Origin of the sequence: Streptomyces sp. NPDC057253 (genome assembly GCF_042669125.1) — a bacterium.
Classification (GTDB): domain Bacteria; phylum Actinomycetota; class Actinomycetes; order Streptomycetales; family Streptomycetaceae; genus Streptomyces.
Map to the genome: position 1 here is coordinate 58,556 of NZ_JBHUXV010000023.1, position 25,953 is coordinate 84,508.

The window sequence follows — 25,953 nt, forward strand, 5'->3', positions numbered from 1 at the left end:
GAGGAGTGCCGCATGACCGTCCCGCCCCTGGACCTCGGACCGCAGACCCGCGTCATCGCCCTGCTGGCCGAGCGCGTCACCGATGAGCAGCTGGGGAACGCCACACCGTGTCCGCGGTACCCGGTGCGCAACATGCTCGGCCATCTGCTCGGCCTCTCCGTCGCCTTCCGCGACGCCGGCCGCAAGGACCTGGGCGCCACCACCGACACCCCGCCGACCGACTCCGTCCCGGACATCGGCCCCGGCTGGCGCGAGGAGCTCCCCAAGGTCCTCGACGAGCTCGCCGAGGCCTGGCGGGACCCGGCCGCCTGGACCGGAATGACCCGCGCGGGCGGCGTGGACCTGCCCGGCGAGATCGCCGCCGCCGTCGCCGTCGACGAACTCCTCGTCCACGGCTGGGACTTGGCCGTGGCCACCGGCCACCCCTACGAGCCGGACCCGGCCGCGCTCCAGGCCGCGTACGGTTTCCTGCGGGCCTCCGCCGAGGACCCGAGCCGGGACGCCATCTTCGGCCCGATCGTCCCGGTGCCCCAGGACGCGCCCCTCCTCGACCGGGCCCTGGGCCTCAGCGGGCGGAACCCGGACTGGACGGCGTAGACGCGCGTACGACCGTGCCGTAGTCGCACGGAAACCGGCGGCGGGCGGCCCGCCCGGACCGTACGCTCCCCACCATGCCGCCCCTCAGCCTCACCGTCCTCGGCACCGCCTCCCCGCACCCGGGACCCGGCCGCCCCTGCTCCGGGTATCTGCTGCGCGGCGGGGGCGCCGAGGTGTGGGTGGACGCCGGACCCGGCACCTTCGCCGAGTTGCAGCGGCACACGAACCCCGCCCGGCTCACGGCGATCTGGATCTCCCATCTGCACGCCGACCACAGCGCCGACCTCCTCGCCGCCGTCTACGCCTTCGCGTTCGGCGGACTCACCCCGCCCGCCCCGATCCCGGTGTACGCCCCACCCGGCGCCGCCCACCGGCTCGCCGGGTTCTTCGGCCGGGCCGACACCCGGTTCCTCAGCGGTGTCCTCGACTTCCAGCCCCTGTACGACGGGCACGAGGTCCGGCACTGGAACCTGAGGCTCGCCTCCCGTGCCGTCGTCCACGACGTCGAGGCGTACGGGCTGCGCGCCGAGTGCGCGGGACGGGTCCTCGCGTACTCCGGGGACAGCGGCCCCTGCACGGCCCTCGTCGAACTCGCCGCGGAATCGGACGTGTTCCTGTGCGAGGCGGACCTCGACCGGCACGGCGAAGGCGAACAGGTCCATCTGACCCCGGAGGACACCGGCGACATCGCCCGCAAGGCAGGGGCGCGCGAGCTGATCGTCACCCATGTCGGACCCACGCTCACCAGGGACATCGCGACCGCCCGAGCCGCCGTCGCCTTCGCCGGACGCGCCTCGACCGCCTTCGAGGGCGCCACCCGGCTCGTCTGACGCGCCTCACGCAACTTCAACTTCCTTTGCCGGAAGCATTGACGAAACAACACCGTCCTCCTACCTTCAACGCGTCGTACTTCGTACGTCATATATGAGACGCGATACGCGAGATCAGATACGCAAGATCCGATACGCGAGATCCGACACGCGAGATCCGAGAGGCGCGCATGACCTCTGTGCCCACGCCGATCCCCTCCCGCACGCAGTACGTGCAGGAGGAGATCAAACGCCGCATCCTCACCGGGCGCCTGACGCCTGGTCAGGCCCTGGTGGAGACCGAACTCGCCGCACAGTTCGGGGTGTCCAAGACCCCGGTGCGCGAGGCGCTCAAGACCCTGGCCGGGACCGGGCTGGTCGTGATGAGCCAGTACAAGGGCGTCACGGTGCGCATGGTGGACGCGGACATGGCGCGCGAGGTGTACGACGTCCGCCTGCTCCTCGAACCCGAGGCGCTGAAGCGGTCGGTGCGGCGGGGGGCCTCGCTCGACGCCGCCCGGGAAGCCCTGACCCGGGCCGACGACGCCACCGACACCGCCGAACGCTCCCTGGCCAACCGGGAGTTCCACCGCGCCCTGTATCTGCCCTGCGGCAATCCGCTGCTCGGCCGGATGCTCGACGAGGTCCGCGACCAGGCCGCGCTGGTCTCCGCCGTCGCCTGGGCGGCCTCGCCCTCCTGGGAGCGGGAGGCCGGCGAGCACCGGGAGATCCTGCGGCTCGCCCTGGCCGGCGACGCGGACGGCGCGGGCCGCGCCCTGCACGCCCACATCGCGTCCTTCGTCGAGCGAGCGTTCCCCGGAGTGCTGGACCAGGACCAGGAAGGCCAGGAATGAGCAGCGAGGCGTATGCGACCCAGCGGGCGGCCCTGGCCGACGTGGTGGCGATCCCGGTGACGCCGTTCTCCGAGGACGGCACCGTCGACCAGGACGCCCACCGGGCCCTGCTGCGTCGGCTGCTCGACGGAGGCGTCACCACCCTCACCCCCAACGGCAACACCGGCGAGTTCTACGCCCTCGCCCCCGAAGAGCGCCGCCTGGTCACGGAGTTGACCGTCGACGAGGCAGGCGACCGGGCCGACATCCTCGTCGGCGTCGGGCACGACGTGCCCACCGCGGTCGCCTCCGCCCGGCACGCCCGGGGGCTCGGCGCGGGCATGGTCATGGTCCACCAGCCCGTCCACCCGTACGTCTCGCAGAGCGGCTGGGTCGACTACCACCGCGCGATCGCCGAGGCCGTCCCGGAGCTGGGGGTGGTCCCCTACATCCGCAACGCCCAGCTCGGCGGGGAGCGCCTCGCCGAACTCGCCGAGGCGTGCCCGAACGTGATCGGGGTGAAGTACGCCGTCCCGGACGCGGCCAGGTTCGCCGCCTTCGCCCGGGACGCGGGGCTCGAACGCTTCGTGTGGGTGGCCGGGCTCGCCGAGCCCTACGCCCCCTCCTACTTCTCGGCGGGCGCCACCGGCTTCACCTCGGGCCTGGTGAACGTGGCCCCGGCTGTCTCGCTGAACATGATCGAAGCGCTTCGATCGGGCGACTACCCGGCCGCCATGAAGGTCTGGGAGCAGATCCGCCGCTTCGAGGAGCTCCGCGCGGCCAACGGCTCCGCCGACAACGTCACCGTCGTCAAGGAGGCTCTCGCCTCCCTGGGCCTGTGCCGCCGCGAAGTGCGGCCGCCGAGCCGAGAGTTGCCCGAGTCCGAGCGTGCCGAGGTCGCCGCGATAGCCGCCGGGTGGTCGGTATGACCGACAGAGAGCGACTGAAGCCGGAGGAACTGCGCAGCCACCAGTGGTACGGCACCGAGGGCCAGTTGCGTACCTGGTCGCACAACGCCCGGATGCACCAGCTCGGTTACGAGGCCGAGGAGTACCGGGGCCGCCCGGTGATCGCCGTGCTCAACACCTGGTCCGACATCAACCCCTGCCACGTCCATCTGCGCGAGCGGGCCGAGGCGGTCAAGCGGGGGGTGTGGCAGGCGGGCGGCTTCCCGCTGGAGTTCCCGGTCGCCACGCTCTCGGAGACCTACCAGAAGCCCACCCCGATGCTCTACCGCAATCTCCTCGCCATGGAGACCGAGGAGCTGCTGCGGTCGTACCCGATCGACGCGGCGGTGCTGCTCGGCGGCTGCGACAAGTCGACGCCGGCGCTGCTCATGGGGGCGACCTCGGCGGACGTGGCCTCGATCTTCGTGCCCGCTGGGCCGATGCTGCCGGGCCACTGGCGCGGGGAGACCCTCGGCTCCGGCACCGACATGTGGAAGTACTGGGACGAGCACCGCGCGGGTAACCTCACCGACTGCGAACTGCGGGAGCTGCAGGGCGGGTTGGCGCGTTCGCCGGGTCACTGCATGACCATGGGGACGGCGTCCACGATGACCGCGGCCGCCGAAACCCTTGGCATGACCCTGCCGGGTGCGTCCTCGATCCCGGCCGTCGACTCCGCCCACGAGCGGATGGCGGCCGCCTCCGGACGCCGGGCGGTGGAGCTCGCCTGGACCGGGCTCAAGCCGTCCGAGATCCTCACCCGGGACGCCTTCGAGGACGCCGTCACCACGGTCCTCGGGCTGGGCGGCTCCACCAACGCGGTCATCCATCTGATCGCCATGGCCGGCCGGGCGGGGATCGAACTCACCCTGGACGACTTCGACCGCATCGCCCGCACGGTCCCGGTACTGGCGAACGTACGGCCCGGTGGACGGACGTACCTCATGGAGGACTTCCACTTCGCCGGCGGCCTGCCCGCCTTCCTCTCCCGGATCACCGACCTGCTCCACCTGGACCGGCCGACCGTGAACGGCACCCTGGGCGAGCAGTTGGCGGGTGCGGTCGTGCACAACGACGACGTCATCCGCACCCGGGACAACCCGGTCGCGAGCGAGGGCGGGGTCGCCGTCCTGCGCGGCAACCTCTGCCCGGACGGCGCCGTCATCAAGCACATCTCCGCCGAGCGCCACCTGCTCAAGCACACCGGACCCGCGGTCGTCTTCGACGACTACAAGTCCATGCAACGCACCATCGACGACCCGGAGTCGGGCATCACCGCGGACAGCGTCCTGGTGCTGCGCAACGCCGGCCCCAAGGGCGGCCCGGGCATGCCCGAGTACGGCATGCTCCCGATCCCGGACCACCTGCTCAAGCAAGGCGTGCGCGACATGGTCCGCATCTCCGACGCCCGCATGAGCGGCACGAGCTACGGCGCGTGCGTGCTCCATGTGGCCCCGGAGTCGTACGTCGGAGGCCCGCTGGCCCTGGTCCGCACGGGCGACAGCATCACCCTCGACGTCGAGGCGCGCACTCTCCGACTGGACGTGGACGAAGCCGAGTTGGAGCGCCGCCGCAAGGACTGGACGCCCCCGCCCACCCGCTACGAACGCGGCTACGGCGCCCTCTACAACGACCAGATCACGCAAGCGAACACCGGCTGCGACTTCGAGTTCCTGGCCAGGCAAGGCAAGGTCCCAGACCCGTACGCAGGCTGACTGTACCCACCCAAGGGGCGCGGGGAACTGCGCGACCAGCCACAGCGGACCCGCACGCGCCACACAACATGACGTGGCACCCGCACGCACAGCGAGAAAGCGCTTACCGCACCACGAACGCAAGCCGCACCCAGAACGGAGACCCTGTCATGGCCCAAGCCGCAGCCGTGGCGAAACCGCCCGCGCCACCCCGGCGGCGGCGCCGTACCTCCGCCACGCCCCGCAGGCTCCCGTACCTGCTGATCGCACCGGCCGCCCTGCTGATGCTGGGCTTCATCGCCTACCCGGTGATCAGCGTCTTCTACTACAGCCTCCAGCACTACAACCCCACGAAGCCGTGGCGGAACGGGTACGCGGGCTTCGACAACTTCGTCCAGATCTTCACCGAGGACCCGCAGTTCTGGGACACGCTGACCTTCAGCGCCAAGTGGGTCTTCGTCGAGGTCGGACTCCAGCTGCTGTTCGGTCTTGCGCTCGCGCTGATCGTCAACCAGACCTTCGTGGGCCGGGGGTTGGGTCGCGCGCTGGTCTTCTCCCCGTGGGCCGTCTCCGGTGTGCTGACCTCCGCGATCTGGGTGCTGCTCTACAACTCCCAGACGGGCATCACCCGTTACCTCGCCGACATGGGCATCGGCTCCTACGGCACCAGCTGGCTGTCGGACACCTCGACCGTGTTCTCGGCGGCGGTCGTGGCCGACCTGTGGCGCGGTGTGCCCTTCTTCGCGATCCTCATCCTCGCCGACCTCCAGTCCGTCTCGAAGGACCTGTACGAGGCCGCCGAGGTCGACGGGGCCGGCCGGATCAAGCAGTTCTGGCACATCACGCTGCCGCACCTGAAGGACGCGATCATCCTGTCCACGCTGCTGCGGGCGGTGTGGGAGTTCAACAACGTCGACCTGCTCTACACGCTGACCGGCGGCGGGCCCGCGGGCGAGACGACGACCCTGCCTCTGTACATCGCCAACACCAGCGTCGACGCCCACAACTTCGGCTACGCGTCCGCCCTGACCACGGTCGCGTTCGTGATCCTGCTCTTCTGCTCGATGGTCTATCTGCGGCTGAGCAAGTTCGGAGGCGGTTCCAAGTGATCACCAAGGAGGCCACGGAGGTCGCACCCGCTCCCGTGCCGCAGGCACCCGAAGCGACCCGTCCGGTGAAGCAGCGCCGCTCCTGGGACGAGGTGCCCCGCTGGCAGATCTACACGCCGCTGTCGATCTACCTCGTCTTCACCCTGATCCCCTTCTACTGGATCCTGCTGTTCGCGCTGCGCCCTGCCGGCTCGACCTCGCTGGTGCCCTGGCCGATCACCTTCGACCACTTCGAGAAGGTGTGGACCGAGCGGTCCTTCGGCACCTACTTCGAGAACAGCGTGTACGTCGGTCTCGCGACGCTGGTGATGACGACGCTGGTCGCCCTGGCCGGCGGCTATGCCCTCGCGCGGTTCGACTTCAAGATCAAGAACGCGTTCATGCTGGCCCTGCTGTGCTCCCAGTTCGTGCCGGGCGCGCTGCTGCTGGTGCCGCTGTTCGAGATCTTCGCCGAGCTGAAGATGATCAACTCGCTGGGCAGCGTGATCATCGCCGAGACGGTGTTCCAGTTGCCGCTGTCGATGATCCTGATCAGCAACTTCATCAAGAACGTGCCGTACTCCCTGGAGGAGGCGGCCTGGGTGGACGGCTGCAACCGGATGACGGCGTTCAGGATCGTCGTGCTCCCGCTGCTCAGGCCGGGTCTGATCGCCGTGGGTTCCTTCGCCTTCGTGCACTCCTGGAACCACTTCCTGTTCGCCCTGATGTTCCTCAACAACCAGGACAAGCAGACGATCCCGGTCGGCCTCAACACCCTGATGAGCGCGGACAGCGTCGACCTCGGCGCGCTGGCCGCGGGCGGCATCATCGCGGCGGTCCCCGTGGTGATCGTGTTCGCCTTCATCCAGAAGTGGCTGATCACGGGCTTCAGCGCGGGGGCGGTGAAGGGATGAGACTCCGTCGGATCGCAGTGGGGGGTGTGGTGTTGGGCCTGGTGAGTGTCGTCGTCCGGGCCGAGGGGCGTGCGGTGGGTCGTGTGCTGCTGGGGAGGAGCGACGCGGTGTCCACGCCGGGTGCGGCGGCCGGCGGTTGCCGGGGTGGGGGTGAGGGGGCGGCGAGGGTGGCTGTCGGTCGGGTTGGCGGTGGGTTGGTGGCGGGGGGTGCGGTCGGCCGGGTCGGCGCCCGGTCGGCGGCGGGGGGTGCGGTCAGCCGGGTCGGCGCCTGGTCGGCGGCGAGGGTGGCTGTCGGCTCGGCCGGCACCGAGGCGGCCGCCGGGATGGCCCTCGGCCGGGTCGGCATCGAGTCGGCCGCCGGGATGGCCCTCGGCCGGGCCGGCATCGAGTCGGCCGTGAGGGCGGTCATCGACCTCCGCCACGACGGCCTGCTCCACATCACCGACGGCTCCGACCTGGTCACCGTCTCCTGGAGCCGCTTCACCGGCCACGACAAGCCGATGCCCGGCGGCAACAGCGACTCGGCCACCGGCGACCGCGGCGAACTCCGGGTCACCCCGCACCATCGCACCTCCGGCAGCGAGCGTGATCTCGCGGCGGACGTCGGCCGGACGCCTACCCTGCACACAAAGATCGACAGCGCCGCAGGGAGAACGCAATGAACACCAAAGGCACCACGGGCACCGTGGACATCGTCCTGGCGGGCGCGCGCGGCCACGGCCGCTGGCACCTGGAGAACATCCGCCGGCTCCAGGACAAGGGGATCGTACGACTGGCGGGGATCTGCGAGCTGACCCCGCTGACCGGCGAGGAGATCCCCGAAGGGCTGGGCACGCCCGAGCAGTCCGCCGACTTCGGTGCGCTCCTCGACTCCACCGGCGCCCGGATCGCGGTCATCTGCACCCCGATCCCGACCCACACCGACCTGGCGCTCGCGGCGGCCGCGCGGGGCGTGCACATCCTGCTGGAGAAGCCCCCGGCGCCGTCGTACGCCGAGTTCCGCCGCATGGCCGACGGCGTCGCCGCGGCCGGGGTCGCCTGCCAGATCGGCTTCCAGTCGCTCGGCTCGCACGCCGTGCCCGCGATCCGCGAGCTCGTCGAGGAGGGCGCGATCGGCGAGGTCACCGGCATCGGCGGGGCCGGTGCCTGGGCGCGCGCGGAGTCGTACTACCGGCGTGCGCCCTGGGCGGGCAAGCGGCGGATGAACGGCGTCGACGTGATCGACGGCGCCCTGACCAACCCCCTCGCGCACGCCGTCGCCACCGCCCTCGCGCTCGGCGAGGCGAGCCGCGCCGAGGACGTCACCCGCATCGAGACCGAGCTCCAGCGCGCCAACGACATCGAGTCCGACGACACCTCCTGCGTCCGCGTCACCACCGCGACCGGCCTCAAGGTGACCGTCGCCGTGACCCTGTGCGCCGAGGACCCCGACGAGCCGTACGTCGTCGTGCACGGCGACCGCGGCCGGATCACCTACTGGTACAAGCTGGACCGCGTTCTCCTCCAGCGGGCCGGGCACGGCCCCGAGGAGTACGAGTACGGCCGCACCGACCTGCTGGAGAACCTGGTCGACCACGTCACCGACGGCGACGAGCTGCTGGTCGCCCCCGAGATGACGGGCGCCTTCATGAAGGTCGTCGAGGCCATTCGGCTGGCCCCCGACCCGGCCCCGCTGCCGGCCTCCGCCTGGCACCTGCTGCCCGACGAGGGGCGCCGGGTCGTCCCCGGCATCGACGGGCTCGTGGCGGCCGCCGCGGACAGCCTCGCCCTGTACTCCGAGCTGGGCGCCGACTGGGCCCGGCCACACGAAGCGAACGAGGTGAGCACATGACGACCCCCGACACCCCGGTCCTGCGTGTCGCGGGCCGCCCCGTCGGCCGCTACGTCACCCGGCCCGAGCTGCCCGCCCGGCTCTCCCCGCGCCCCTATCTGCACCCCGTCTCCACCCTGGCCGGCACGGCGGTCACCGAACTGAGCCCCGCCGACCACATCCACCACCTCGGCGTCGGTGTCGCCGTTCCCGACGTCGAGGGGCACAACTTCTGGGGCGGCCGCACCTACGTCCGCGACCGGGGCCCGACCGAACTCGACAACCACGGCGCCCAGCGCCACAGCTCCTTCCCACTGCGTGACCCCGACGGCTTCGTGGAGGAGCTGCGCTGGGTCGCCTCCGGAACCGAGCTGCTGCGCGAGCGCCGTACCGTCGCGGCCACCGAACTGACCGCGAGCGCCTGGGCGTTGGACTTCACCTTCTCCCTCACCAACGTCACCCGGGACCCCCTCTCGATCGGCAGCCCCGCCACCAACGGCCGCCCCGGCGCGGCCTACGGCGGTTTCTTCTGGCGGGCCCGCAAGGAGGCCACGGCACCCGAGGTGTTCACCGTCGACCGCGCGGGAGAGGACGCCGTCCACGGCACCCGCGCCGACTGGGTCGCCCTTACCGGCGGCACCTGGACGCTCGTCTTCGCCGGGGCCACCGACCTGACCCGACGCGATCCCTGGTTCGTGCGCGCCGGCGAATACCCGGGCGTGGGCTCGTCGTTGGCCTCCGAGGCGCGGCTGCCGGTGCCGCCCGGCGAGACCGTCGTACGGCGGATCGTCACCGTGGTGGCCGACGGACGCCTGCCCAGGCTCGAAGCGGCGGCCCTGGTGCGGAAGGCGGTCAGCCGGTGACCCACCCGACCCAGCCGGTGCCCCACCCGACGCCGGGCCCGCCGGTGACATACACGAACCCGGGCCCGCCGGTGACGTACACGAACCCGGTCCTCAACGCCGACTGGTCCGACCCCGATGTGGTGCGCGTGGGTGACGACTTCTACCTCACCGCCTCCAGCTTCGGTCGCGTCCCGGGTCTTCCCCTGCTGCACTCCCGCGACCTCGTCAACTGGACCCTGATCGGCCACGCCCTCGAACGCCTGGAACCCACGGGGGAGTTCACCAAGCCCCGGCACGACGGCGGGGTCTGGGCCCCTTCCCTCCGCCACCACGACGAACGCTTCTGGATCTTCTGGGGCGACCCCGACCAGGGCATCTTCCAGATCAACGCCCCCGGGATCAGGGGCCCTTGGACCCGCCCGCACCTCCTCAAGTCGGGCAAGGGCCTGATCGACCCCTGCCCCCTGTGGGACGAGGAGACCGGCGAGGCCTACCTCGTGCACGCCTGGGCCAAGTCCCGCTCCGGCGTCAAGAACCGTCTCACCGGCCACCGGATGAGCCCCGACGGCCGCGAACTCTTCGACGGGGGCAAGCTGATCGTCGACGGCGACCGTATCCCCGGCTGGTTCACCCTGGAGGGCCCCAAGCTCTACCGGCACGACGGCTGGTTCTGGATCTTCGCCCCGGCGGGGGGAGTCGAGACCGGCTGGCAGGGCGCCTTCCGCTCGCGCGGGTTCTTCGGCCCGTACGAGGAGAAGGTCGTCCTGGAGCAGCAGGACACCGACGTCAACGGCCCCCACCAGGGCGCCTGGGTGCGCACCCCGTCCGGCCAGGACTGGTTCCTGCACTTCCAGCAGAAGGGCGCCTACGGCAGGGTCGTCCACCTCCAGCCGATGAGCTGGGGCGATGGGGGTACCTCCCGCTCGAGCGAAGCCGAGAGTGGGGGAGGCTGGCCGGTGCTGGGCGACGCGGGCGCCCCCGTCGCCGTACACGAAAGGCCCGACCTGCCGCCGCAGCCGGACGCGGCGCCCGCCACCGACGACGACTTCCCCGGCGGACGCTTCGGCCGTCAGTGGCAGTGGACCGCCAATCCGCAGCACGGCTGGGCCACCCACCACTCCGGGGACGGCCTGCGGCTCACCTGTGTCCGCTCGGCCGACGCGCACGACCTGCGCACACTCCCGAACGTCCTCACCCAGCGGCTGCCCGGCACCCCCTCGGCCGTCGAGGTCGAGCTGGAGCTGCACAGCGAGGCACCGGGCGCGCGGGCCGGTCTCGCCGTCCTCGGGGACGCCTTCAGCTGGATCGGACTGGAGCGCGGGACCGACGGCGTCGTCCGTCTCGTGCACCGGTTCGCGGAGGGCGTCGCCGAGCGGGAGCGGGACGCCGACCGTCCGCGGCTCGCGCCCACGGGACGGGTGCGGCTGCGGATCGAGATCGGCACCGGCGCGCGCTGCCGCTTCTTCCACGACCTCGGCGACGGCCCGCGGCCCTCCGGACCCGTCTTCGCCGCCACCCCCTGGCGCTGGGTCGGCGCGCTGCTCGGACTCTTCGCGCTCGCGCCCGTCGGCGGTGGACACGCCGGGGCGGCAACGTTCTCGCACTTCAGGATCGACCACCTGTAACGCACCGCACCCGTAAGCCTGTTGGGAGCCGCAATGACGCAGCACCTTCGTAGCAAGCGCTTGCCAAGACCGGGGCCGGCCGCCGTGAAGTCCGCCTCGTGGACCGCCACGAGCTCGTGGAAGCACGCCCGGTTCGTCGAGTACCGCAACTCCCGTCCCTGCGTGGACGCGTGGGCGTGCACCGTCGCGAACCACCTCACGGGCACCGACGGCCGGGCGCCGCGGGCCCGTCACTGACTCCGCCCACGACTTCACACCTCCGCTGGAATCAGAAGAAGAAGAGAGCCGAACCATGAAGATCAGCATTCGCAGAAGCAGGCGCGCTGCCGTAGCCGTCGCCCTCGGGTCCGTCCTGGCGCTGACCGCCACCGCCTGCGGTGACGACGGCAGCGGGGCCGGCGGCGACAAGGGCGAAGAGGGCAGCGGCAAGGGCAAGATCGTCTTCTGGGACAACAACGGCGGTGTGCGCACCGACATCTGGAAGGAGATCATCGCCGACTTCCAGAAGGCGAACCCCGACATCAAGGTCGAGTACGTCGGGATCGCCTCCACCGAGTACCAGTCGAAGGTCGACACCGCCATCCAGGGCGGTGGCCTGCCGGACGTCGGCGGGGTCGGCGCGGCCATGCTCGCCGGGTTCTCCGCGCAGAACGCGCTGGAGCCGCTCGACGACCGGCTGGCCCAGTCGTCCCTGAACGGCAAGCTCAACGAGGACATGGTCGGCGTACTGAAGGCGGCGGGCGGCGGGGACGGGACCCTGTACTCGATCCCGACCTCCGCCAACAACGGTGTGCTGTACTACCGGACCGACCTGTTCAAGAAGGCCGGCCTGGACGAGCCGACGACCTGGGACAAGTTCTACGAGGCCGCCGCCAAACTCACCAACGCCAAGAAGAACGAGTTCGGTTACACCATCCGCGGTGGCGCCGGGTCCATCGCCCAGGCGCTGGACGCCGCGTACGGGCAGAGCGGGATCACCTCGTTCTGGAACGGCGACAAGACCACGGTCAACGACCCGAAGAACGTGGCGGCGCTGGAAAAGTACGCGGCGCTGTACAAGAAGGACACTCCGGCGGCCGACCTCAACAACGACTTCACCAAGATGGTCGCGCAGTGGGACTCCGGCACGATCGGCATGCTCAACCACAACCTGGGCTCCTACCAGGACCATGTGAAGGCGCTCGGCGTCGACAAGTTCCGGGGAATTCCGCAGCCGATCGGCGCGAGCGGCAAGCGGGTGCAGGTGTCCAACCCCGTCGACGGGCTCGGGGTGTTCAAGAGCTCGAAGAACAAGGACGCGGCATGGAAGTTCATCGAGTTCGCGACCTCGCACGCGGAGAACTCGAAGTTCAACAAGGCGGCCGGGCAGGTGCCGTCGAACAACGACGCCGCGAAGGACTCGTGGATCTCCGAGGCCGAGCCCACGAAGCTTGCCGCCGCCGCGTTGACCGACGGTTCCACGTCGATCGTTCAGCTGCCGTACTACCTGCCCGACTGGAACACCATCTCCAAGGCCGACAACGAGCCGAACTTCCAGAAGGTGCTGCTGGGTGACATGAGTGCGAAGGAGTTCCTGGACACGATGGCCGACCAGTTGAACAAGGCTCAGGCGGAGTGGAAGGAACAGAACGGCTGACAGCACGGGTGGTTGTGGTCGTGGGGAGCCGCGGGTCCGTCGTGGCTGGTCGCGCAGTTCCCCGCGCCCCTGACTTGGAAAGGTCACGTACGTTGTCACTCACTCGTAGACAAGTCACCGTCGCAGCGCTTTCCGCCGCGCCGTTCGCATGGGGTGCGACCGGCACTGCCCAGGCCACTCCTCGAAGGTCTCGCACCCTTTTCATCGCCGGTGACTCCACCGCCGCCCAGAAATACTCCGACGCCGCTCCCGAGACCGGGTGGGGCATGGCTCTTCCCTTCTTTCTCGGCAAGGGCCTCTCCGTCGCCAATCACGCGGTGAACGGGCGCAGTTCGAAGTCCTTCGTCGACGAGGGGCGACTGGACGCGATCCTCGGGCTGATCAAGCCCGGTGACCTCCTGCTCGTCCAGTTCGGGCACAACGACGAGAAGTCCGAGGACCCGACCCGGTACACCGAGCCGTGGTCGACGTATCAGGACTACCTGCGGCTGTACGTCGAGGGCGCTCGGGCCCGGGGCGCGCGACCCGTGCTGGCCACGTCGGTCGAGCGGCGGAAGTTCGACGCAAGCGGCAACGCCGTGCCGACCCACAAGGAGTACCCGGCCGCCTTACGGGCGCTCGCCGCCGAGGAAGGTGTCGCACTGCTCGACATCCAGGCCCTGTCGCTCGCCCTGTGGCAGGAGCTCGGGGTCGAGGAGACCAAGCGGTACTTCAACTGGACCGACACCGAGCAGGACAACACGCACTTCAATCCGCCCGGCGCCATTGCCGTGGCGCGCCTGGTGGCCCGGCAGCTGCTGCGGTGTCGCGTGCTGGCGCCCCGGGACGTGCGCCGGCTCGACGCGGAGATCCCGGAGTCCTGGATCACCTGGCCGTCGCCGGCCACCGCCTGACCCTCCCGACCATCGAAAGAGAGCCGCACAATGAACGCACGCGCATGTCATGATCATGCCATCAGCAAGGTGATAGCGGTGGCGGGTTGTGCCGCCCTCGTCCTCGCGGTCACCGGGACCACCGCCCAGGCCAAGGCCCACGACACCGCCCGCGAGACCCTCGCCGCCGGGGACGGCTGGGCCTCCTACGGCACCGGTACCACCGGAGGCGCGGCCGCCGACGCCGCCCATGTGTACACCGTCACCGACTGGGCCGGCTTCAAGGCGGCCCTCGCCGCGGGCGGCAGCGCACCGAAGATCATCAAGGTGAAGGGCACCATCGACGCCGTGTCCGAAGGGTGCGACTCGCTCGCCGCCCCCGGCTACGACTTCGACGCCTATCTGGCGAAGTACTCGCCCGAGGCCTGGGGCCTGGACACCGACCTGAGCGCCGAGCCCGACGACAGCCCGGAGGGCCTGCGCCGCGCCTCGGCGGCCCACCAGGACCAGACGATCAAGGCGAACGTCCCGGCCAACACCACCATCATCGGTGTCGGCCGCGACGCCGGGTTCAAGGGCGCGAGCCTCCAGATCAAGGCCGTCGACAACGTGATCGTCCGCAACCTCACCTTCGAGAGCCCGATCGACTGCTTCCCGCAGTGGGACCCGACCGACGGCTCCACCGGCAACTGGAACAGCGAGTACGACACCGCCGTCGTCTACGGCTCCAGCCACGTCTGGCTGGACCACAACACCTTCACCGACGGCTCCCACCCCGACAGCGCCGCCCCGACCTACTTCGGGATGCTCTACCAGCAGCACGACGGTGAGCTGGACGTCGTCCGCGGCTCGAACTACGTCACCGCCTCCTGGAACGTCTTCACCGAGCACGACAAGACGATCCTCATCGGCAACAGCGACAGCGAGTCCACGGCGGCGGGGGACCGGGGCAAGCTCAAGGTCACCTTCCACCACAACCTGTTCTCGAACCTCGTCGAGCGTGCGCCGCGCGTCCGCTTCGGGCAGGTCGACTCCTACAACAACCACTTCGTGGCCGACGGCGACTACGGCTACAGCTTCGGCATCGGCAAGGAGTCCCAACTGGTCGCCGAGCACAACGCGTTCACCCTGCCGGCCGGGATCAGCGCGGCCAAGGTGCTCAAGCGGTGGAACGTCTCTCCGCTCACCGCCGCCGACAACTACGTCAACGGCACGCTCACCGACCTGATCGCCGTCCACAACGCGGAGATCCCCGCCGAGACCCTGGAGTCCGGCGCGGGCTGGACACCGACCCTGCGCACGAAGGTCGATCCCCCGAAGAAGGTCCCGGGCATCGTCGACCGCGGCGCGGGCGCCGGGCGCATCTGCTGATCCGCGTCACCGATCCGCGTCACCGATCCACGTCACCCCATGACCGGCCGGGGCGGACTCCAGCGGCCGTCCCGGCCCCCCACCTCACCCCCCACGCGAGGCACCCCACCACAGAGCCGCGTTCCCAAGGAGCACCCGCATGTCCTCGCACCTCGCCCAACTCCCCCTGTCCAGAAGGGGTTTCCTGCTCGCGAGCACCGGAGCGGCAGCCGCGCTCGCCCTCGCGGCGGAGCCCGCCCAGGCTGTCGGCAACGGCCTGCGCCCGTTCGGTCGCTTCGGGTCCCCGACCGCCCGCCTCACCCCGCAGACCCTCTACGTCGACCCCGACGGCCGAGGCGACCACACCACCGTCAAGGCCGCCGTCACCGCCGCCACCGGCAGCGGCTGGACCCTGGTCCTGGCCCCCGGCACCTACCGGGAGACCGTCGCCGTCGACATCACGCGCACCGAGACCACCTGGATCGGAGCCTCCGAGGACCCCCGGGACGTCGTCATCGTCCACGACAACGCGGCCGGCACCCCCAAGCCCGGCGGCGGTACCTACGGCACCACCGGATCGGCCACCACGACCGTGCAGGCCGACGGCTTCACCGCCCGCTGGATCACCTTCGCCAACGACTGGCTGCGCGCCGACCACCCCGACATCACCGGCACCCAGGCCGTCGCCCTCAAGGTCCAGGGCGACCGCTCCGCCTTCCACCACTGCCGCTTCCTCGGTCACCAGGACACCCTGTACGCCGACTCGATCGCCCTCACCTCCTTCGCCCGCCAGTACTTCGCGCACTGCTACGCCGAGGGAGACGTCGACTTCGTCTTCGGCCGGGCCACCGCCGTCCACGAGCACTGCCACTTCCGCACGCTGAACCGCACCGACCTGGCGGCGGCGCCGTACGGCTTCGTGTTCGCGCCCTCGACGGCGGGCGCCAACCCGCGCGGCTACCTGGTGACACACAGCCGGGTGAGCAGCGAAGCCCCGGACGCCGCCTACAAGCTGGCCCGTCCGTGGGTCCCCAGCTCCGACCCCACCGCCCGGCCGAGCCTCACCGTCCGGGACACCTGGCTCGGCCCCGGCATCGACGCGGTCGCCCCCTACACCAACATGTCGGACGCCTTCCCCTGGCAGAACCAGCGCTTCGCCGAGTACCGCAACACGGGTCCGGGCGCCCGGATCACCGTCCCGGAGAACCGGCCCCGACTCACCCGCGAACAGGCCCAGTCGGCGACCCGCGAGAGCTACCTCGGCGACTGGCAGCCGTGGAAGGAGACGTGCTGATGCGCAGGCGCACCCTTCTCGCGGCCGGCCTCGGACTCGCCGCGTCCGGAACGACCCCCGCCTCCGCCACCGAAAGCCACAACGCCCACAACGCCCACAACGCCGACAACGGCCACCGCGGCCGCCACGTCCTCCACGTCCGCCCCGGCGACTCCGTCCAGGCCGCCGTCGACGCGGTCACCGGCCCCGGCTGGACGATCGTCGTGCACCCGGGGACCTACCGCGAGGTCGTCAACGTCCCAGCCGCCGCAGCCGAGTTGACCGTGCGGGGCGCCGTCCGCGACCCACGTGCCGCCGTCATCGTCCACGACAACGCCAACGGCACGAAGAAGCCCGACGGCACCACCTACGGCACCGCCGGCTCCGCCACCTTCACCTCCGCCGCCCCCGGCCTCACCGTCCGCGACCTCACCCTCGCCAACGACTGGCTGCGCGCCGACCATCCCGACATCACCGGCACCCAGGCGGTCGCGGCCTGCACCTACGGCGACCGCACCCACTTCGACAACGTCCGCCTCCTGGCCCACCAGGACACCCTCTTCGTCGAGACGACCGCCCTCACCTCCTTCGACCGGCAGTACTTCCGCCGCTGCCACATCGAGGGAGACGTCGACTTCGTCTTCGGCCGGGCCACCGCCGTCTTCGAGGAGTGCCACTTCCACACCCTCCAGCGGGACGTGTCCTTCACCCCCAAGGGCATGGTCTTCGCGCCCTCCACCGCCCGTGCCAACCCGTACGGCATCCTCGCGGTCCGCTCCCGCATCACCTCCGGCGCCGAGGACGGGGCGTACAAGCTGGCCCGGCCCTGGGTGCCGTCGTACGAGACGACCGCCTGGCCGTCGCTGGTCGTGCGGGACTCCTGGATCGGGCCCGGCATCGACCCGCTCGCGCCCTACACGAACATGCGCGAGCAGTACCCCTGGCAGACCATGCGCTTCAGGGAGTACGGCAACTCCGGCCCCGGCGCGGTGATCACCGTCCCCGAGAACCGCCCCCAACTCACCGCCGAGGAGGCCGCTTTCCACACCAAGCGCGCCTACCTCGGCGACTGGCGCCCCCGTGCATAGGGCCGCCGCCGTCACCGGATCGGCCGCGCCGGCCAGGGGAGCGGTGAGCCCGGCGGCGGGGATCGTGGACGGCCCGCTGCCCGGCTTCCACCCGGCGCTCAAGGCCGAGCTGAACTTCCCGCTCGCCTGGGGGACTTCACCGGTGCGTGACTTCGGCACCTGGCGTCGGAAAGCCAGGACCGTGGTCGAGGATCACCTCCTCGTCCCGAGCCAGGACGGGACGCCGTACGCACCGGAACGCGCAGAGGTGTCGCAAGGCGCGGGATACACGCGGGAGTTGGTCACCCTCTCCCTCACCCGATACGAACGCGTCCGCGCCGCCCTGCTCACCCCGCACGGCCCCGGACCGTTCCCCGCCGTGCTGCTGCTCCACGACCACGGGGCGAGGTTCGACATCGGCAAGGAGAAGCTGGTCCGGCCCTGGTACGACGACACCCGGCTCGCCTCTGCCGAGGCCTGGGCGGACCAGTACTTCAGCGGCCGGTTCGTCGGCGACGAGCTGGCCCGGCGCGGCTATGTCGTGCTGTGCGCGGACGCGCTCGGCTGGGGTGACCGCGGCCCGGTCACCTACGACCAACAGCAGGCCCTGGCCTCCAACTTCTCCAACCTGGGCTCCTCGCTCGCCGGTCTCATGGCCCGTGAGGACGCCCGCGCCGCCGGGTTCCTGGCCGGACTCAGGAAGGTGGACGTCGGCAGGATCGCCGCCGTCGGGTTCTCCATGGGTGCCTACCGGGCTTGGCAGACGGCCGCGCTCACCGACCACATCGCGGCCACCGCGTCCGTCTGCTGGATGACCGGCCTCAAGGACATGATGGTCCCCGGCAACAACACCCTGCGCGGGCAGTCCAGTTACTACATGCTCCACCCGGGCCTGCCCCGGTTCCTCGACTTCCCCGACGTGGCGAGCATCGCCGCACCCAGGCCGATGCTCTTCTTCAACGGCGGCCTCGACCCGCTGTTCCCCGCCGACGGCGTCCGTGTGGCGTACGAGCGGCTGCGCGCCGTCTGGCACTCCCGCCACGCCGAGGAGCGGTTGCACCTCAGAACCTGGCCCGACCTGGGCCACGTCTTCCTCGACCGCATGCAGGACGAGGTCTTCAGCTGGCTCGACCACGTGCTGTGAACACCGCTCCGTGAACCACCGCTCCGTGAACCATCCCCCCCCCACCCGCACCCGAAGGGACCCGCTCCCATGTCTCGTCGTACCGCCCTCACTCTCTTGTCGGCCCTGTCCCTGGGCGTCGGCCTCGCCGTCCTCCCCACCCAGGCGCAGGCCGCCACCGTGGTCGTCAGCAACGCGACCGACCTGTCCAACGCCATCAAGAACGCCACCGCCGGCACCGTGATCCAGGTCCGCGGCGGCACCTACTACCCGACGGCCACCCTCCAGTCCACGGCCAACGGCAGCTCCTCCGCGCCGGTCACGCTCACCGCGTACGGCTCGGAGACCGTGAAGATCGACGGGTCGTCCCTGCCCGACGGCGACTGGATCTTCAAGCTGACCGCCGACTACTGGAACGTCTCCAACCTGACCTTCCAGAACTCCCCGGACAGCGCGGTGGTCTGCCAGTCCTGCACCGGCACGGTCTGGAACAACATCAAGACCATCAACGGCGGCGACTCCGGCTTCACGCTCACCGGTGACGGCACGGTGGGCAACACCGTGAAGAACATCGACAGTTACGGCAACTACGACGCCGCGAACCACGGCGAGAACGCCGACGGCATCGCCGTGAAGTTCGGCTCCGGCACCGGCAACCTCATCACCGGAGCCCGCCTCTACAACAACTCGGACGACGGTATCGACTTCTGGTCGTTCTCCTCGCCCGTCACCGTCGAGCACACCTGGTCCATGGGCAACGGCGTCAACCGCTGGTCCGACTCGGCCTTCGCGGGCGACGGCAACGGCTACAAACTGGGCGGTGACGGAGAGGTCGTCGCGCACGTCATCAACAACTCCGCCGCCTGGGGCAACGCGGGCAACGGCTTCACCGAGAACTCCAACACCGGCGCCCTCGTCATCAACCGCACCACCGCCTACGCCAACAGCAAGTGGGGCTACTACTTCGCCACCAGCTCCGCGAAGCTCGGCAAGAACCTCGCGGTGAGCAACGGCGGCGGCGCGGTCAACAAGGGCTCCAAGGTCACCTCGTCCGGCAACAACTGGGACAGCGGGATCAGCACCCCCGCCTTCCGGTCGACGGACGCCTCCACGACGTACAACGCCCGCTCCGCCGGCGGCACTCTGCCCGCCACCACCTTCCTGACGACGGGCAGCACCACCATCGGGGCGACGATGAACTGACCCGACCAGGGCCCGACCACGGCCCGACCACCCGCATGTCGGGGTGCTTGACCCGTTTTTTACCGGGCGGGTCTCGCGCCCGACATGGTGACGCGCGTAGAACCTCTGTCATGCATAAGTCACTGCGTATCGCAGCCGTCACCGCGGCGTGTGCCCTCACCGGCGGTGCCCTCTACGGCGCCGGTGCGGCCACCGCCGGCCAGTCCACGGCGAACTCCACGCACGAGCCCTACAACATCGGGCTCCTGGTCAAGGACATCGACACCTACTACGGCACCGCGGCCGACGCGAACGGCGTCTACCAGGCCTCGCCCACGAGCCCGTACGCCAAGGACCTCGCCGCCATCGACAAGGCCGCGACGAAGTACATCGACCAGGCCGCCCGCAAGGCCCACCACCGGGGCGAGAAGCCCGCGGTCGTCTTCGACATCGACGACACGCTGCTGCTCAGCCTCGACTACGAGAAGCGCTACAACTACACCTACAACTCGACCACTTGGGCCGACTACGTCAACAAGGCCGACCGCCCGGCCGTCTTCGGCAGCCCCGAACTCGTGCAGTACGCCGCGAAGAAGGGTGTCGAGGTCTTCTACAACTCCGGTCTGAGCGAGGCCCAGCGCTCCGCCGCGGTCGCGAACCTGAAGAAGATCGGCGCCGACGTGAACCTCGACGCCGACCACGTGTTCCTCAAGGACAAGGCGAACCCGCCGTCCTATCTGAGCGCCTGCGCCACGCCGGGCACCTGGACCTGCACCACCGTGCAGTACAAGTCCGGCACCCGCGCGCACATCGAGAACGACCTCGGGTACGAGATCATCGCCAACTTCGGCGACCAGTACTCCGACCTCGACGGCGGCTACGCCGACCGGACGTACAAGCTGCCGAACCCGACGTACTTCGTCAGCTGAGGCTCACTTCCGCAGCGGCCTGATCCTCTCCAGTGGGCGAGTGTGGGGGGTTTCGCGACGAAACGCCCCGCCTGTCGTCACAGGCGGGGCGTTCCTCGTGCCGGCCCGAGGGGGGCTCCAGCCGGCAGCTGCCGACCGAGGGGGGCTCAGGTCGACAGGTCCCTGCACTGGAAAAGACGCCCGAAACGAACGTGAGGTTGTGTCACTTCAGTCGCAGAAGGACACCCGTGAGTCCCCTTCGTTCACCGAAGGACACCTGCGGGCCCCCTCAGCCCGCCGAACCGGTGTCCGTCGCCGCGAAACCGCCCTTCACCGCGAGGTCGCCGGACTTGGTCGTCGCCGTCGCCGTGTAGTCGTCGTCCTTCGCGTTCCGGCCGCCGCGCGCGTGGTTGTACTGCGCGGCGAACACCCACTCGCCCTTCGGGACCGTACGGCCGTCCTTGAGCACCCAGGTGTAGACGAGGAAGCCGTCCTTCTCGGCGACCGTGAGCGTGAAGTCGTCCTCGGACAGCGAGCGCCAGGCGCCGGTGTCGGTGACACCGCCGGTCTGCGCGACCCGCAACTCGACCGTGAGCGCGGTCAGTTGCTCGGTGGTCTTGAGGGTCAGATTGCTCTGTGCCCAGAACTCGTTGCTGTGCTGGTCCACCGAGCCGTCCGACCACAGCGGGCCGTCCTGCGCACCGGAGGCCTGTACCCGGGGGGAGGCGCTCGGTGTGTGCGAGGGCGTACCGCTCGGCGTGCCGGTCTTCCGGGTGGGGGTGGAACGCGGTGTCGGATCCGCCGGCGGGGCGGGCGGGCGGCTCGTCGCGTCGGGTGACGGGGTGGGCGTGTCCGTGGCGGCGACCGTCTTCTGCGCGGTCGGCTCGTCCTTGACCGCGGACGCCACCGCGTAACCGCCGAGCCCCAGCACGCAGGCGACCGCCGCGGTGGCGCCGGCCACCCGCACCCAGCTGTACACCGGCGGCCGGGTCGCCCGGTGGTCGGGGCGGCTCTGCTCCGCCATACCGCGCTCCACGCGGGCGAGGATCCGCTCGCGGTTCGGCTCGTGCTGCCCGGCCGCGTCCCGCAGCCGGGCGCGCAGGTCGCCGTGCGCGTCCCGCTGCATGGTCATCGGTTCCTTCCTCCGGCCTCACCGGTGCGTGCCATGGCGGCACGCACCTTCAGCGGGGCGTGCCGGGTGCCGAGCAGCCGCTGCAACTCGGCCATCCCTTTCGAGGTCTGGCTCTTCACCGTACCGACCGACACACCGAGGGCCAGCGCGGTGTCCTTCTCGGAGAGATCGAACGCGTGCCGCAGCACGACACACGCCCGCTTGCGGAACGGCAGCCTGCGCAGCGCCTCCTGGACATCGACCACGCCCGCCACATCCGGGTTCTCGACCTTCTCCTCGCGTTGGGACCAGAACAGGGCGATCCGGCGGCGCTCGCGGACCGCGCTGCGGATGCGGGTGCGGGCCAGGTTGGCGACCACCCCGCGTGCGTAGGCCGCCGGGTGGTCGGCCGCGCGCACCCGGTCCCAGCGGTGCCACAGCGCCAGCAGGGCGTCCGCCGCCAGATCGTCGGCGGCGTCCGCGTCGCCGGTCAGCAGATGGGCGAGACGGGACAGTTCGGCGTGATGGCGCTCGAAGAAGGCATGGAACTCCACGGAGGCGTCGTCGTCGACGACTGTGCCCACGGACTACCTCGCTCACGGTGCGTGTCATGTGAATGACATGTGGTTGTTCCGGGCGGGCCGGTGTGAGATCCGGAAGCGTAGCAGTGGATGGTGTGCAGGTCTCGTACGGGTCTTCGAACGAGGTCCGGTTCCTCGGGTCCGATTCCGTAACACGGGGAACACCCGAACCGGGTTCGACGCGAGGACAATCCAGCGAGCATCCGCACACAGATCATTCAGGCATCAGGGAGCAGCCGGCATGTCGGTCGACCAGTACTTCAGGATCTCCGAACGGGGGTCCACCTTCACCCGGGAGATACGAGGCGGATTCGCCACGTTCTTCACGATGGCCTACATCCTTGTCCTGAACCCGATCATCCTCGGCAGCGCGAAGGACAAGTTCGGGCACCAGCTGGACGCGGTCCAACTGACCACCGCTACGGCCCTGGTGGCCGCGGTGATGACCGTCATCATGGGCGTGGGCGGCAACCTGCCGCTCGCGCTCGCCGCCGGACTCGGGCTGAACGCCGTGGTCGCCTTCCAGATCGCCCCGCTGATGAGCTGGGACGACGCGATGGGACTGGTCGTCCTGGAAGGGCTGTTGATCTGCGTCCTCGTGGTCACCGGCCTGCGGGAGGCCGTCATGCGGGCGATCCCGCAACCGCTCAAGCAGGCGATCAGCGTCGGCATCGGGCTGTTCATCGCGTTCATCGGCTTCGTGGACGCGGGATTCGTCAGCCGGATCCCCGACGCGGCGAACACCACCGTGCCGGTGCAGCTCGGCGGCACCGGCGCCCTCAGCGGCTGGCCGATCCTGGTGTTCTGTCTCGGCGTGCTGCTGACCATCGCGCTGCTCGCGCGCAAGGTCAAGGGCGCGATCCTGATCAGCATCGTGACCATGACGGTCCTCGCGATGATCATCAACTCGATCGCCGACATCAAGACCTGGGGGCTGACGACCCCGGCCTGGCCCGACAAGATCGTCGACACCCCCGACTTCGGACTGATCGGTCACTTCAGTCTGTTCGGCTCCTTCAGCGCGCCCGGTGTGGGTGTGATCACCGTCGTCCTGCTGATCTTCACGCTGATCCTGTCCGACTTCTTCGACACGATGGGCACGGTCGTCGGCATCAGCGCGGAGGCGGGGCTGCTCGACGAGGAGGGCAAGGTGCCCAACCTGGGCCGGGTGCTCCTCATCGACGGGGCGGCGGCGGTGGCCGGCGGCGCCGCGTCCGCGTCCTCCGCCACGTCGTACATCGAGTCGGCGGCGGGGGTCGGTGAGGGCTCGCGCACCGGCTTCTCGAACCTGATCACCGGTGGGTTGTTCGGCCTCGCGCTGTTCCTGACGCCGCTTTTGACCATCGTGCCGCTCCAGGCCGCCGCGCCCGCCCTGGTCGCCGTGGGCTTCCTGATGATGACGCAGGTCAAGCACATCGACTGGGACAAGTACGAGATCGCGATCCCGGCGTTCCTGACCATCGCGGTGATGCCGTTCACCTACTCGATCACCAACGGCATCGGGGCGGGCTTCCTGGCCTACGTGGTGATCAAGGCGGTGCTCGGACGGGCCAAGGACATCCACTGGCTGCTGTGGGGGACCTCGGCGCTGTTCCTGATCTACTTCGCGATCGACCCCATCGAGCAGGTGCTCGGGGCCAAGTAACCACCGGGACGGGTCAGTTCCTGACGGCCGCCTCCATCATGGCCTTGGCCACGGGGGCGGCCAGACCGTTGCCGCTGACCTCCGAGCGGGCCGCGTTCGACTGCTCCACCACGACCGCCACCGCGACCTCCTTGTCACCGGCCTTCGCGTACGACGTGAACCAGGCGTACGGCGTCTGGCTGTTGTTCTCGCCGTGCTGGGCGGTGCCCGTCTTGCCGCCCACCGTGACGCCGTCGATCCTGGCGTTGGTGGCGGTGCCGTCCGTCACCACCGACTGCATGGCCGACTGGAGTTGCTCCGCCGTCCGGGAGCTGACGATCCGCGTGGTGCTCGCCTCGTCGTCGTAGTTCTTCAGGACGTCGCCGCCGTTGTCGGTGATCGTCGAGACCATGTGGGGCGTCACCAGCTTGCCGTCGTTGGCTATGGCCGCGGAGACCATGGCCATCTGGAGCGGGGTCGCGGTGACGTCGTACTGGCCGATGCCGGTCAGAGCCGTCGAGGACTTGTTCATGTCGGAGGGGTAGACGCTCTCGTAGGCCCGTACCGGGATGTCCTGCGAGGCGTTGTTGAAGCCGAACTTCTCGGCCATCGCCCGCACCTTGTCCTGGCCGAGGTCGACGGCCATCTTCGCGAAGACGGTGTTGCAGGAGTACTCCAGCGCCACCCGGATCGAGGCGTCCTTGCAGGGCGCCGAGGAGTTCTCGTTCCCCAGCGGCGTCACCGTGCCCGGCAGGGTGTACGGGTCCGGGCTGCGGGTCTTGTCGTCCACCGAGGAGTAGAGGCCGTCCTCCAGCGCGGCCGCGGCCACCACCAGCTTGAACGTCGAACCGGGCGGCAGCGGCTGGCGCAGCGCGCGGTTGGTGAGCGGTTTGTCGGAGTCGGCGTTGAGCTGCTTCCAGGCGCTGCCCGCGGTGTTGGCGTCCGTCAGCGAGGACGGGTCGTACGACGGTGTCGACACCACCGCCAGGATCTTGCCGGTCGTCGGGTCGATCGCGACGGCCGCGCCCTTCTTGTCGCCGAGCGTGTCGTAGGCCGCCTTCTGCACGGCCGGGTCGATCGTCGTGATCACATCACCGGGCTCGGCCCGCTGGTTGGTGATGGTGTCCATGACGGTCTTCAGCCGGCTGTCCGTGCCGTTGAGGAGATCGGCGTAGATGCCCTCCAGCTGGGTCGGGGCGTAGGACTGCGAGGCGTAGCCCGTCACCGCCGCGTACAGCTTGCCGTTCGTGTACGTCCGCTTGTACGCGAGGTCGCTGTCCGTCGTCCGCTCGGACCCCGTGACCGCCTTTCCGGCCACGATGATGTTCCCGAGCGGCGAGGAGTACGTCTCGATCGCGTTCCGCCGGTTGTCGTTGTCGTCCGCGAGTGCCTGGCCGTCGTAGAACTGCACCCAGGTCGCCCGAATCAGCAGAGCGAACACCAGGAGCAGCGCGAAGACCGATGCGCGCCTGATCGTCTTGTTCATCCCACCCAGAAGACGATCAGACGCGAGCGAGTCGTTCCCGAACGGCCGGTTTTCTCATCGGACGCTCATACAACGCCGCTGCTACGGCGGCCTCAGGCGTCCAGCGTGAGCACGACCTCGTCGATCTCCGCCCCGCGCGCGTGGGCGAATCCGGACGCGTGGGCGGTCACCCGGAAACCGCACTTCTCCAGCACCCGCAGGGAACCGGCGTTGTCGGCGGCGGCCCGGGCGTACAGGGGGCGATCGGGCACCTGGGCGATCAGCTCCCGCAGGGCCGCGGTGGCGATCCCGCGTCCCCAGTAGGCGCGGTCGATCCAGTACGTCACCTCGCGCTCGCCGGGATCGCCGTACACCGCCGCGCTGCCCACCACGTCCCCGTCGGCCAGGACCGTGCGGTTCACGGCGTCCGAGGCCAGGATCCGTTTCCAGTGGGCGTCGAAGGCGTCCCGGTCGGTCGGGTCCTTCGGGGTGAAGGCCGCCATGTGCACGGCCTCGGGGTCGTTCATCTGCCGGAAGAAGACCGGCAGATCGCTGTCATGGACTTCGCGGAGAACGATCTGCATACCCCGAGCCTAGGG

General features: G+C 70.1%; 23 protein-coding genes and 1 pseudogene. 20 read left to right on the top strand and 4 right to left on the bottom strand.

Annotated features, from left to right (window positions below; all coding sequences use genetic code 11):
- Positions 1-12 precede the first annotated feature (12 nt).
- The 19 genes and pseudogenes from ACFULQ_RS15555 (at position 13) to ACFULQ_RS15645 (ending at position 20,594) form a co-directional block, all read left to right on the top strand.
- The gene (locus ACFULQ_RS15555) at positions 13-597 is read left to right on the top strand and encodes a TIGR03086 family metal-binding protein (protein WP_383543457.1); all 585 of its coding nucleotides are present in this window, start codon (positions 13-15) and stop codon (positions 595-597) included.
- A 74-nt stretch (positions 598-671) separates the two neighbouring features.
- The gene (locus ACFULQ_RS15560) at positions 672-1,427 is read left to right on the top strand and encodes an MBL fold metallo-hydrolase (protein ID WP_383543459.1); all 756 of its coding nucleotides are present in this window, start codon (positions 672-674) and stop codon (positions 1,425-1,427) included.
- 170 nt (positions 1,428-1,597) lie between these two features.
- A complete protein-coding gene (locus ACFULQ_RS15565; protein WP_383543463.1) occupies positions 1,598-2,260 on the top strand; it encodes a GntR family transcriptional regulator in 663 nt (220 codons plus the stop codon).
- On the top strand, positions 2,257-3,168 hold the full coding sequence (locus ACFULQ_RS15570) for a dihydrodipicolinate synthase family protein (RefSeq protein WP_383543465.1): 912 nt from the start codon (positions 2,257-2,259) through the stop codon (positions 3,166-3,168). The genes ACFULQ_RS15565 and ACFULQ_RS15570 overlap by 4 nt, the downstream gene beginning before the upstream one ends.
- Entirely contained in the window at positions 3,165-4,901 is a 1,737-nt protein-coding gene (araD, locus tag ACFULQ_RS15575; RefSeq protein ID WP_383543467.1) for an L-arabinonate dehydratase, read from the top strand. The genes ACFULQ_RS15570 and araD overlap by 4 nt, the downstream gene beginning before the upstream one ends.
- Positions 4,902-5,050: 149 nt before the next feature.
- Positions 5,051-5,989 carry a carbohydrate ABC transporter permease gene (locus ACFULQ_RS15580; RefSeq protein ID WP_383543470.1) on the top strand — a complete coding sequence of 313 codons (939 nt, stop codon included), beginning with the start codon at positions 5,051-5,053 and terminating at the stop codon, positions 5,987-5,989.
- Positions 5,986-6,882, top strand: coding sequence for a carbohydrate ABC transporter permease (locus ACFULQ_RS15585; RefSeq protein ID WP_383543473.1), 897 nt, complete (start codon positions 5,986-5,988; stop codon positions 6,880-6,882). The genes ACFULQ_RS15580 and ACFULQ_RS15585 overlap by 4 nt, the downstream gene beginning before the upstream one ends.
- A 413-nt stretch (positions 6,883-7,295) precedes the next feature.
- Positions 7,296-7,544, top strand: a pseudogene (locus ACFULQ_RS15590) (hypothetical protein); the annotation flags it as partial.
- Positions 7,541-8,713 (top strand): Gfo/Idh/MocA family protein, encoded by a 1,173-nt coding sequence (locus ACFULQ_RS15595; protein ID WP_383543476.1) that lies wholly within the window; start codon positions 7,541-7,543, stop codon positions 8,711-8,713. The pseudogene ACFULQ_RS15590 and the gene ACFULQ_RS15595, both read left to right, overlap by 4 nt.
- On the top strand, positions 8,710-9,555 hold the full coding sequence (locus tag ACFULQ_RS15600; protein WP_383543478.1) for a PmoA family protein: 846 nt from the start codon (positions 8,710-8,712) through the stop codon (positions 9,553-9,555). The genes ACFULQ_RS15595 and ACFULQ_RS15600 overlap by 4 nt, the downstream gene beginning before the upstream one ends.
- Before the next feature lie 71 nt (positions 9,556-9,626).
- Complete coding sequence (locus ACFULQ_RS15605) at positions 9,627-11,162, top strand: family 43 glycosylhydrolase (RefSeq protein ID WP_383543582.1); 1,536 nt, start codon at positions 9,627-9,629, stop codon at positions 11,160-11,162.
- Positions 11,163-11,454: 292 nt separating this feature from the next.
- On the top strand, positions 11,455-12,798 hold the full coding sequence (locus ACFULQ_RS15610) for an ABC transporter substrate-binding protein (RefSeq protein ID WP_383543481.1): 1,344 nt from the start codon (positions 11,455-11,457) through the stop codon (positions 12,796-12,798).
- Positions 12,799-12,890: 92 nt separating this feature from the next.
- Positions 12,891-13,691, top strand: a complete 801-nt coding sequence (locus tag ACFULQ_RS15615) for a rhamnogalacturonan acetylesterase (RefSeq protein WP_383543484.1) — start codon at positions 12,891-12,893, stop codon at positions 13,689-13,691.
- A 30-nt stretch (positions 13,692-13,721) separates the two neighbouring features.
- A complete protein-coding gene (locus tag ACFULQ_RS15620) occupies positions 13,722-15,041 on the top strand; it encodes a polysaccharide lyase family 1 protein (RefSeq protein WP_383543486.1) in 1,320 nt (439 codons plus the stop codon).
- Positions 15,042-15,180: 139 nt separating this feature from the next.
- The gene (locus ACFULQ_RS15625; protein ID WP_383543488.1) at positions 15,181-16,314 is read left to right on the top strand and encodes a pectinesterase family protein; all 1,134 of its coding nucleotides are present in this window, start codon (positions 15,181-15,183) and stop codon (positions 16,312-16,314) included.
- Positions 16,314-17,381, top strand: a complete 1,068-nt coding sequence (locus ACFULQ_RS15630) for a pectinesterase family protein (protein ID WP_383543491.1) — start codon at positions 16,314-16,316, stop codon at positions 17,379-17,381. The genes ACFULQ_RS15625 and ACFULQ_RS15630 overlap by 1 nt, the downstream gene beginning before the upstream one ends.
- Positions 17,374-18,504, top strand: coding sequence for a dienelactone hydrolase family protein (locus ACFULQ_RS15635; protein WP_383543494.1), 1,131 nt, complete (start codon positions 17,374-17,376; stop codon positions 18,502-18,504). The genes ACFULQ_RS15630 and ACFULQ_RS15635 overlap by 8 nt, the downstream gene beginning before the upstream one ends.
- A gap of 69 nt (positions 18,505-18,573) precedes the next feature.
- Positions 18,574-19,686, top strand: coding sequence for a chondroitinase-B domain-containing protein (locus tag ACFULQ_RS15640; protein ID WP_383543497.1), 1,113 nt, complete (start codon positions 18,574-18,576; stop codon positions 19,684-19,686).
- 110 nt (positions 19,687-19,796) lie between these two features.
- Complete coding sequence (locus ACFULQ_RS15645) at positions 19,797-20,594, top strand: HAD family acid phosphatase (RefSeq protein WP_383543499.1); 798 nt, start codon at positions 19,797-19,799, stop codon at positions 20,592-20,594.
- A gap of 268 nt (positions 20,595-20,862) precedes the next feature.
- Here ACFULQ_RS15645 and ACFULQ_RS15650 read toward each other — a convergent pair whose 3' ends face one another.
- Together ACFULQ_RS15650 and ACFULQ_RS15655 are read right to left on the bottom strand one after the other, a co-directional pair.
- Complete coding sequence (locus ACFULQ_RS15650) at positions 20,863-21,705, bottom strand: hypothetical protein (protein ID WP_383543501.1); 843 nt, start codon at positions 21,703-21,705, stop codon at positions 20,863-20,865.
- Positions 21,702-22,268 carry a SigE family RNA polymerase sigma factor gene (locus ACFULQ_RS15655; protein ID WP_383543503.1) on the bottom strand — a complete coding sequence of 189 codons (567 nt, stop codon included), beginning with the start codon at positions 22,266-22,268 and terminating at the stop codon, positions 21,702-21,704. The genes ACFULQ_RS15650 and ACFULQ_RS15655 overlap by 4 nt, the downstream gene beginning before the upstream one ends.
- Before the next feature lie 238 nt (positions 22,269-22,506).
- Here ACFULQ_RS15655 and ACFULQ_RS15660 point away from each other — a divergent pair, with 238 nt between their 5' ends.
- A complete protein-coding gene (locus ACFULQ_RS15660) occupies positions 22,507-23,910 on the top strand; it encodes an NCS2 family permease (protein WP_383543506.1) in 1,404 nt (467 codons plus the stop codon).
- A 13-nt stretch (positions 23,911-23,923) separates the two neighbouring features.
- Here ACFULQ_RS15660 and ACFULQ_RS15665 read toward each other — a convergent pair whose 3' ends face one another.
- Both ACFULQ_RS15665 and ACFULQ_RS15670 read right to left on the bottom strand, forming a co-directional pair.
- Positions 23,924-25,375, bottom strand: coding sequence for a peptidoglycan D,D-transpeptidase FtsI family protein (locus tag ACFULQ_RS15665; RefSeq protein WP_383543509.1), 1,452 nt, complete (start codon positions 25,373-25,375; stop codon positions 23,924-23,926).
- Positions 25,376-25,467: 92 nt separating this feature from the next.
- A complete protein-coding gene (locus tag ACFULQ_RS15670; protein WP_383543512.1) occupies positions 25,468-25,938 on the bottom strand; it encodes a GNAT family N-acetyltransferase in 471 nt (156 codons plus the stop codon).
- Positions 25,939-25,953 lie beyond the last annotated feature (15 nt).

Bases quoted from the DNA above. Each gene is read 5' to 3' on its own strand.
- ACFULQ_RS15620 (WP_383543486.1), top strand. From the start codon at position 13,722: ATGAACGCACGCGCATGTCATGATCATGCCATCAGCAAGGTGATAGCG.
- ACFULQ_RS15665 (WP_383543509.1), bottom strand. From the start codon at position 25,375: ATGAACAAGACGATCAGGCGCGCATCGGTCTTCGCGCTGCTCCTGGTG.
- ACFULQ_RS15640 (WP_383543497.1), top strand. From the start codon at position 18,574: ATGTCTCGTCGTACCGCCCTCACTCTCTTGTCGGCCCTGTCCCTGGGC.
- ACFULQ_RS15630 (WP_383543491.1), top strand. From the start codon at position 16,314: ATGCGCAGGCGCACCCTTCTCGCGGCCGGCCTCGGACTCGCCGCGTCC.
- ACFULQ_RS15560 (WP_383543459.1), top strand. From the start codon at position 672: ATGCCGCCCCTCAGCCTCACCGTCCTCGGCACCGCCTCCCCGCACCCG.
- ACFULQ_RS15580 (WP_383543470.1), top strand. From the start codon at position 5,051: ATGGCCCAAGCCGCAGCCGTGGCGAAACCGCCCGCGCCACCCCGGCGG.
- ACFULQ_RS15555 (WP_383543457.1), top strand. From the start codon at position 13: ATGACCGTCCCGCCCCTGGACCTCGGACCGCAGACCCGCGTCATCGCC.
- ACFULQ_RS15670 (WP_383543512.1), bottom strand. From the start codon at position 25,938: ATGCAGATCGTTCTCCGCGAAGTCCATGACAGCGATCTGCCGGTCTTC.
- ACFULQ_RS15625 (WP_383543488.1), top strand. From the start codon at position 15,181: ATGTCCTCGCACCTCGCCCAACTCCCCCTGTCCAGAAGGGGTTTCCTG.
- ACFULQ_RS15650 (WP_383543501.1), bottom strand. From the start codon at position 21,705: ATGACCATGCAGCGGGACGCGCACGGCGACCTGCGCGCCCGGCTGCGG.
- ACFULQ_RS15610 (WP_383543481.1), top strand. From the start codon at position 11,455: ATGAAGATCAGCATTCGCAGAAGCAGGCGCGCTGCCGTAGCCGTCGCC.
- araD (WP_383543467.1), top strand. From the start codon at position 3,165: ATGACCGACAGAGAGCGACTGAAGCCGGAGGAACTGCGCAGCCACCAG.
- ACFULQ_RS15595 (WP_383543476.1), top strand. From the start codon at position 7,541: ATGAACACCAAAGGCACCACGGGCACCGTGGACATCGTCCTGGCGGGC.
- ACFULQ_RS15600 (WP_383543478.1), top strand. From the start codon at position 8,710: ATGACGACCCCCGACACCCCGGTCCTGCGTGTCGCGGGCCGCCCCGTC.
- ACFULQ_RS15660 (WP_383543506.1), top strand. From the start codon at position 22,507: ATGTCGGTCGACCAGTACTTCAGGATCTCCGAACGGGGGTCCACCTTC.
- ACFULQ_RS15645 (WP_383543499.1), top strand. From the start codon at position 19,797: ATGCATAAGTCACTGCGTATCGCAGCCGTCACCGCGGCGTGTGCCCTC.
- ACFULQ_RS15565 (WP_383543463.1), top strand. From the start codon at position 1,598: ATGACCTCTGTGCCCACGCCGATCCCCTCCCGCACGCAGTACGTGCAG.
- ACFULQ_RS15570 (WP_383543465.1), top strand. From the start codon at position 2,257: ATGAGCAGCGAGGCGTATGCGACCCAGCGGGCGGCCCTGGCCGACGTG.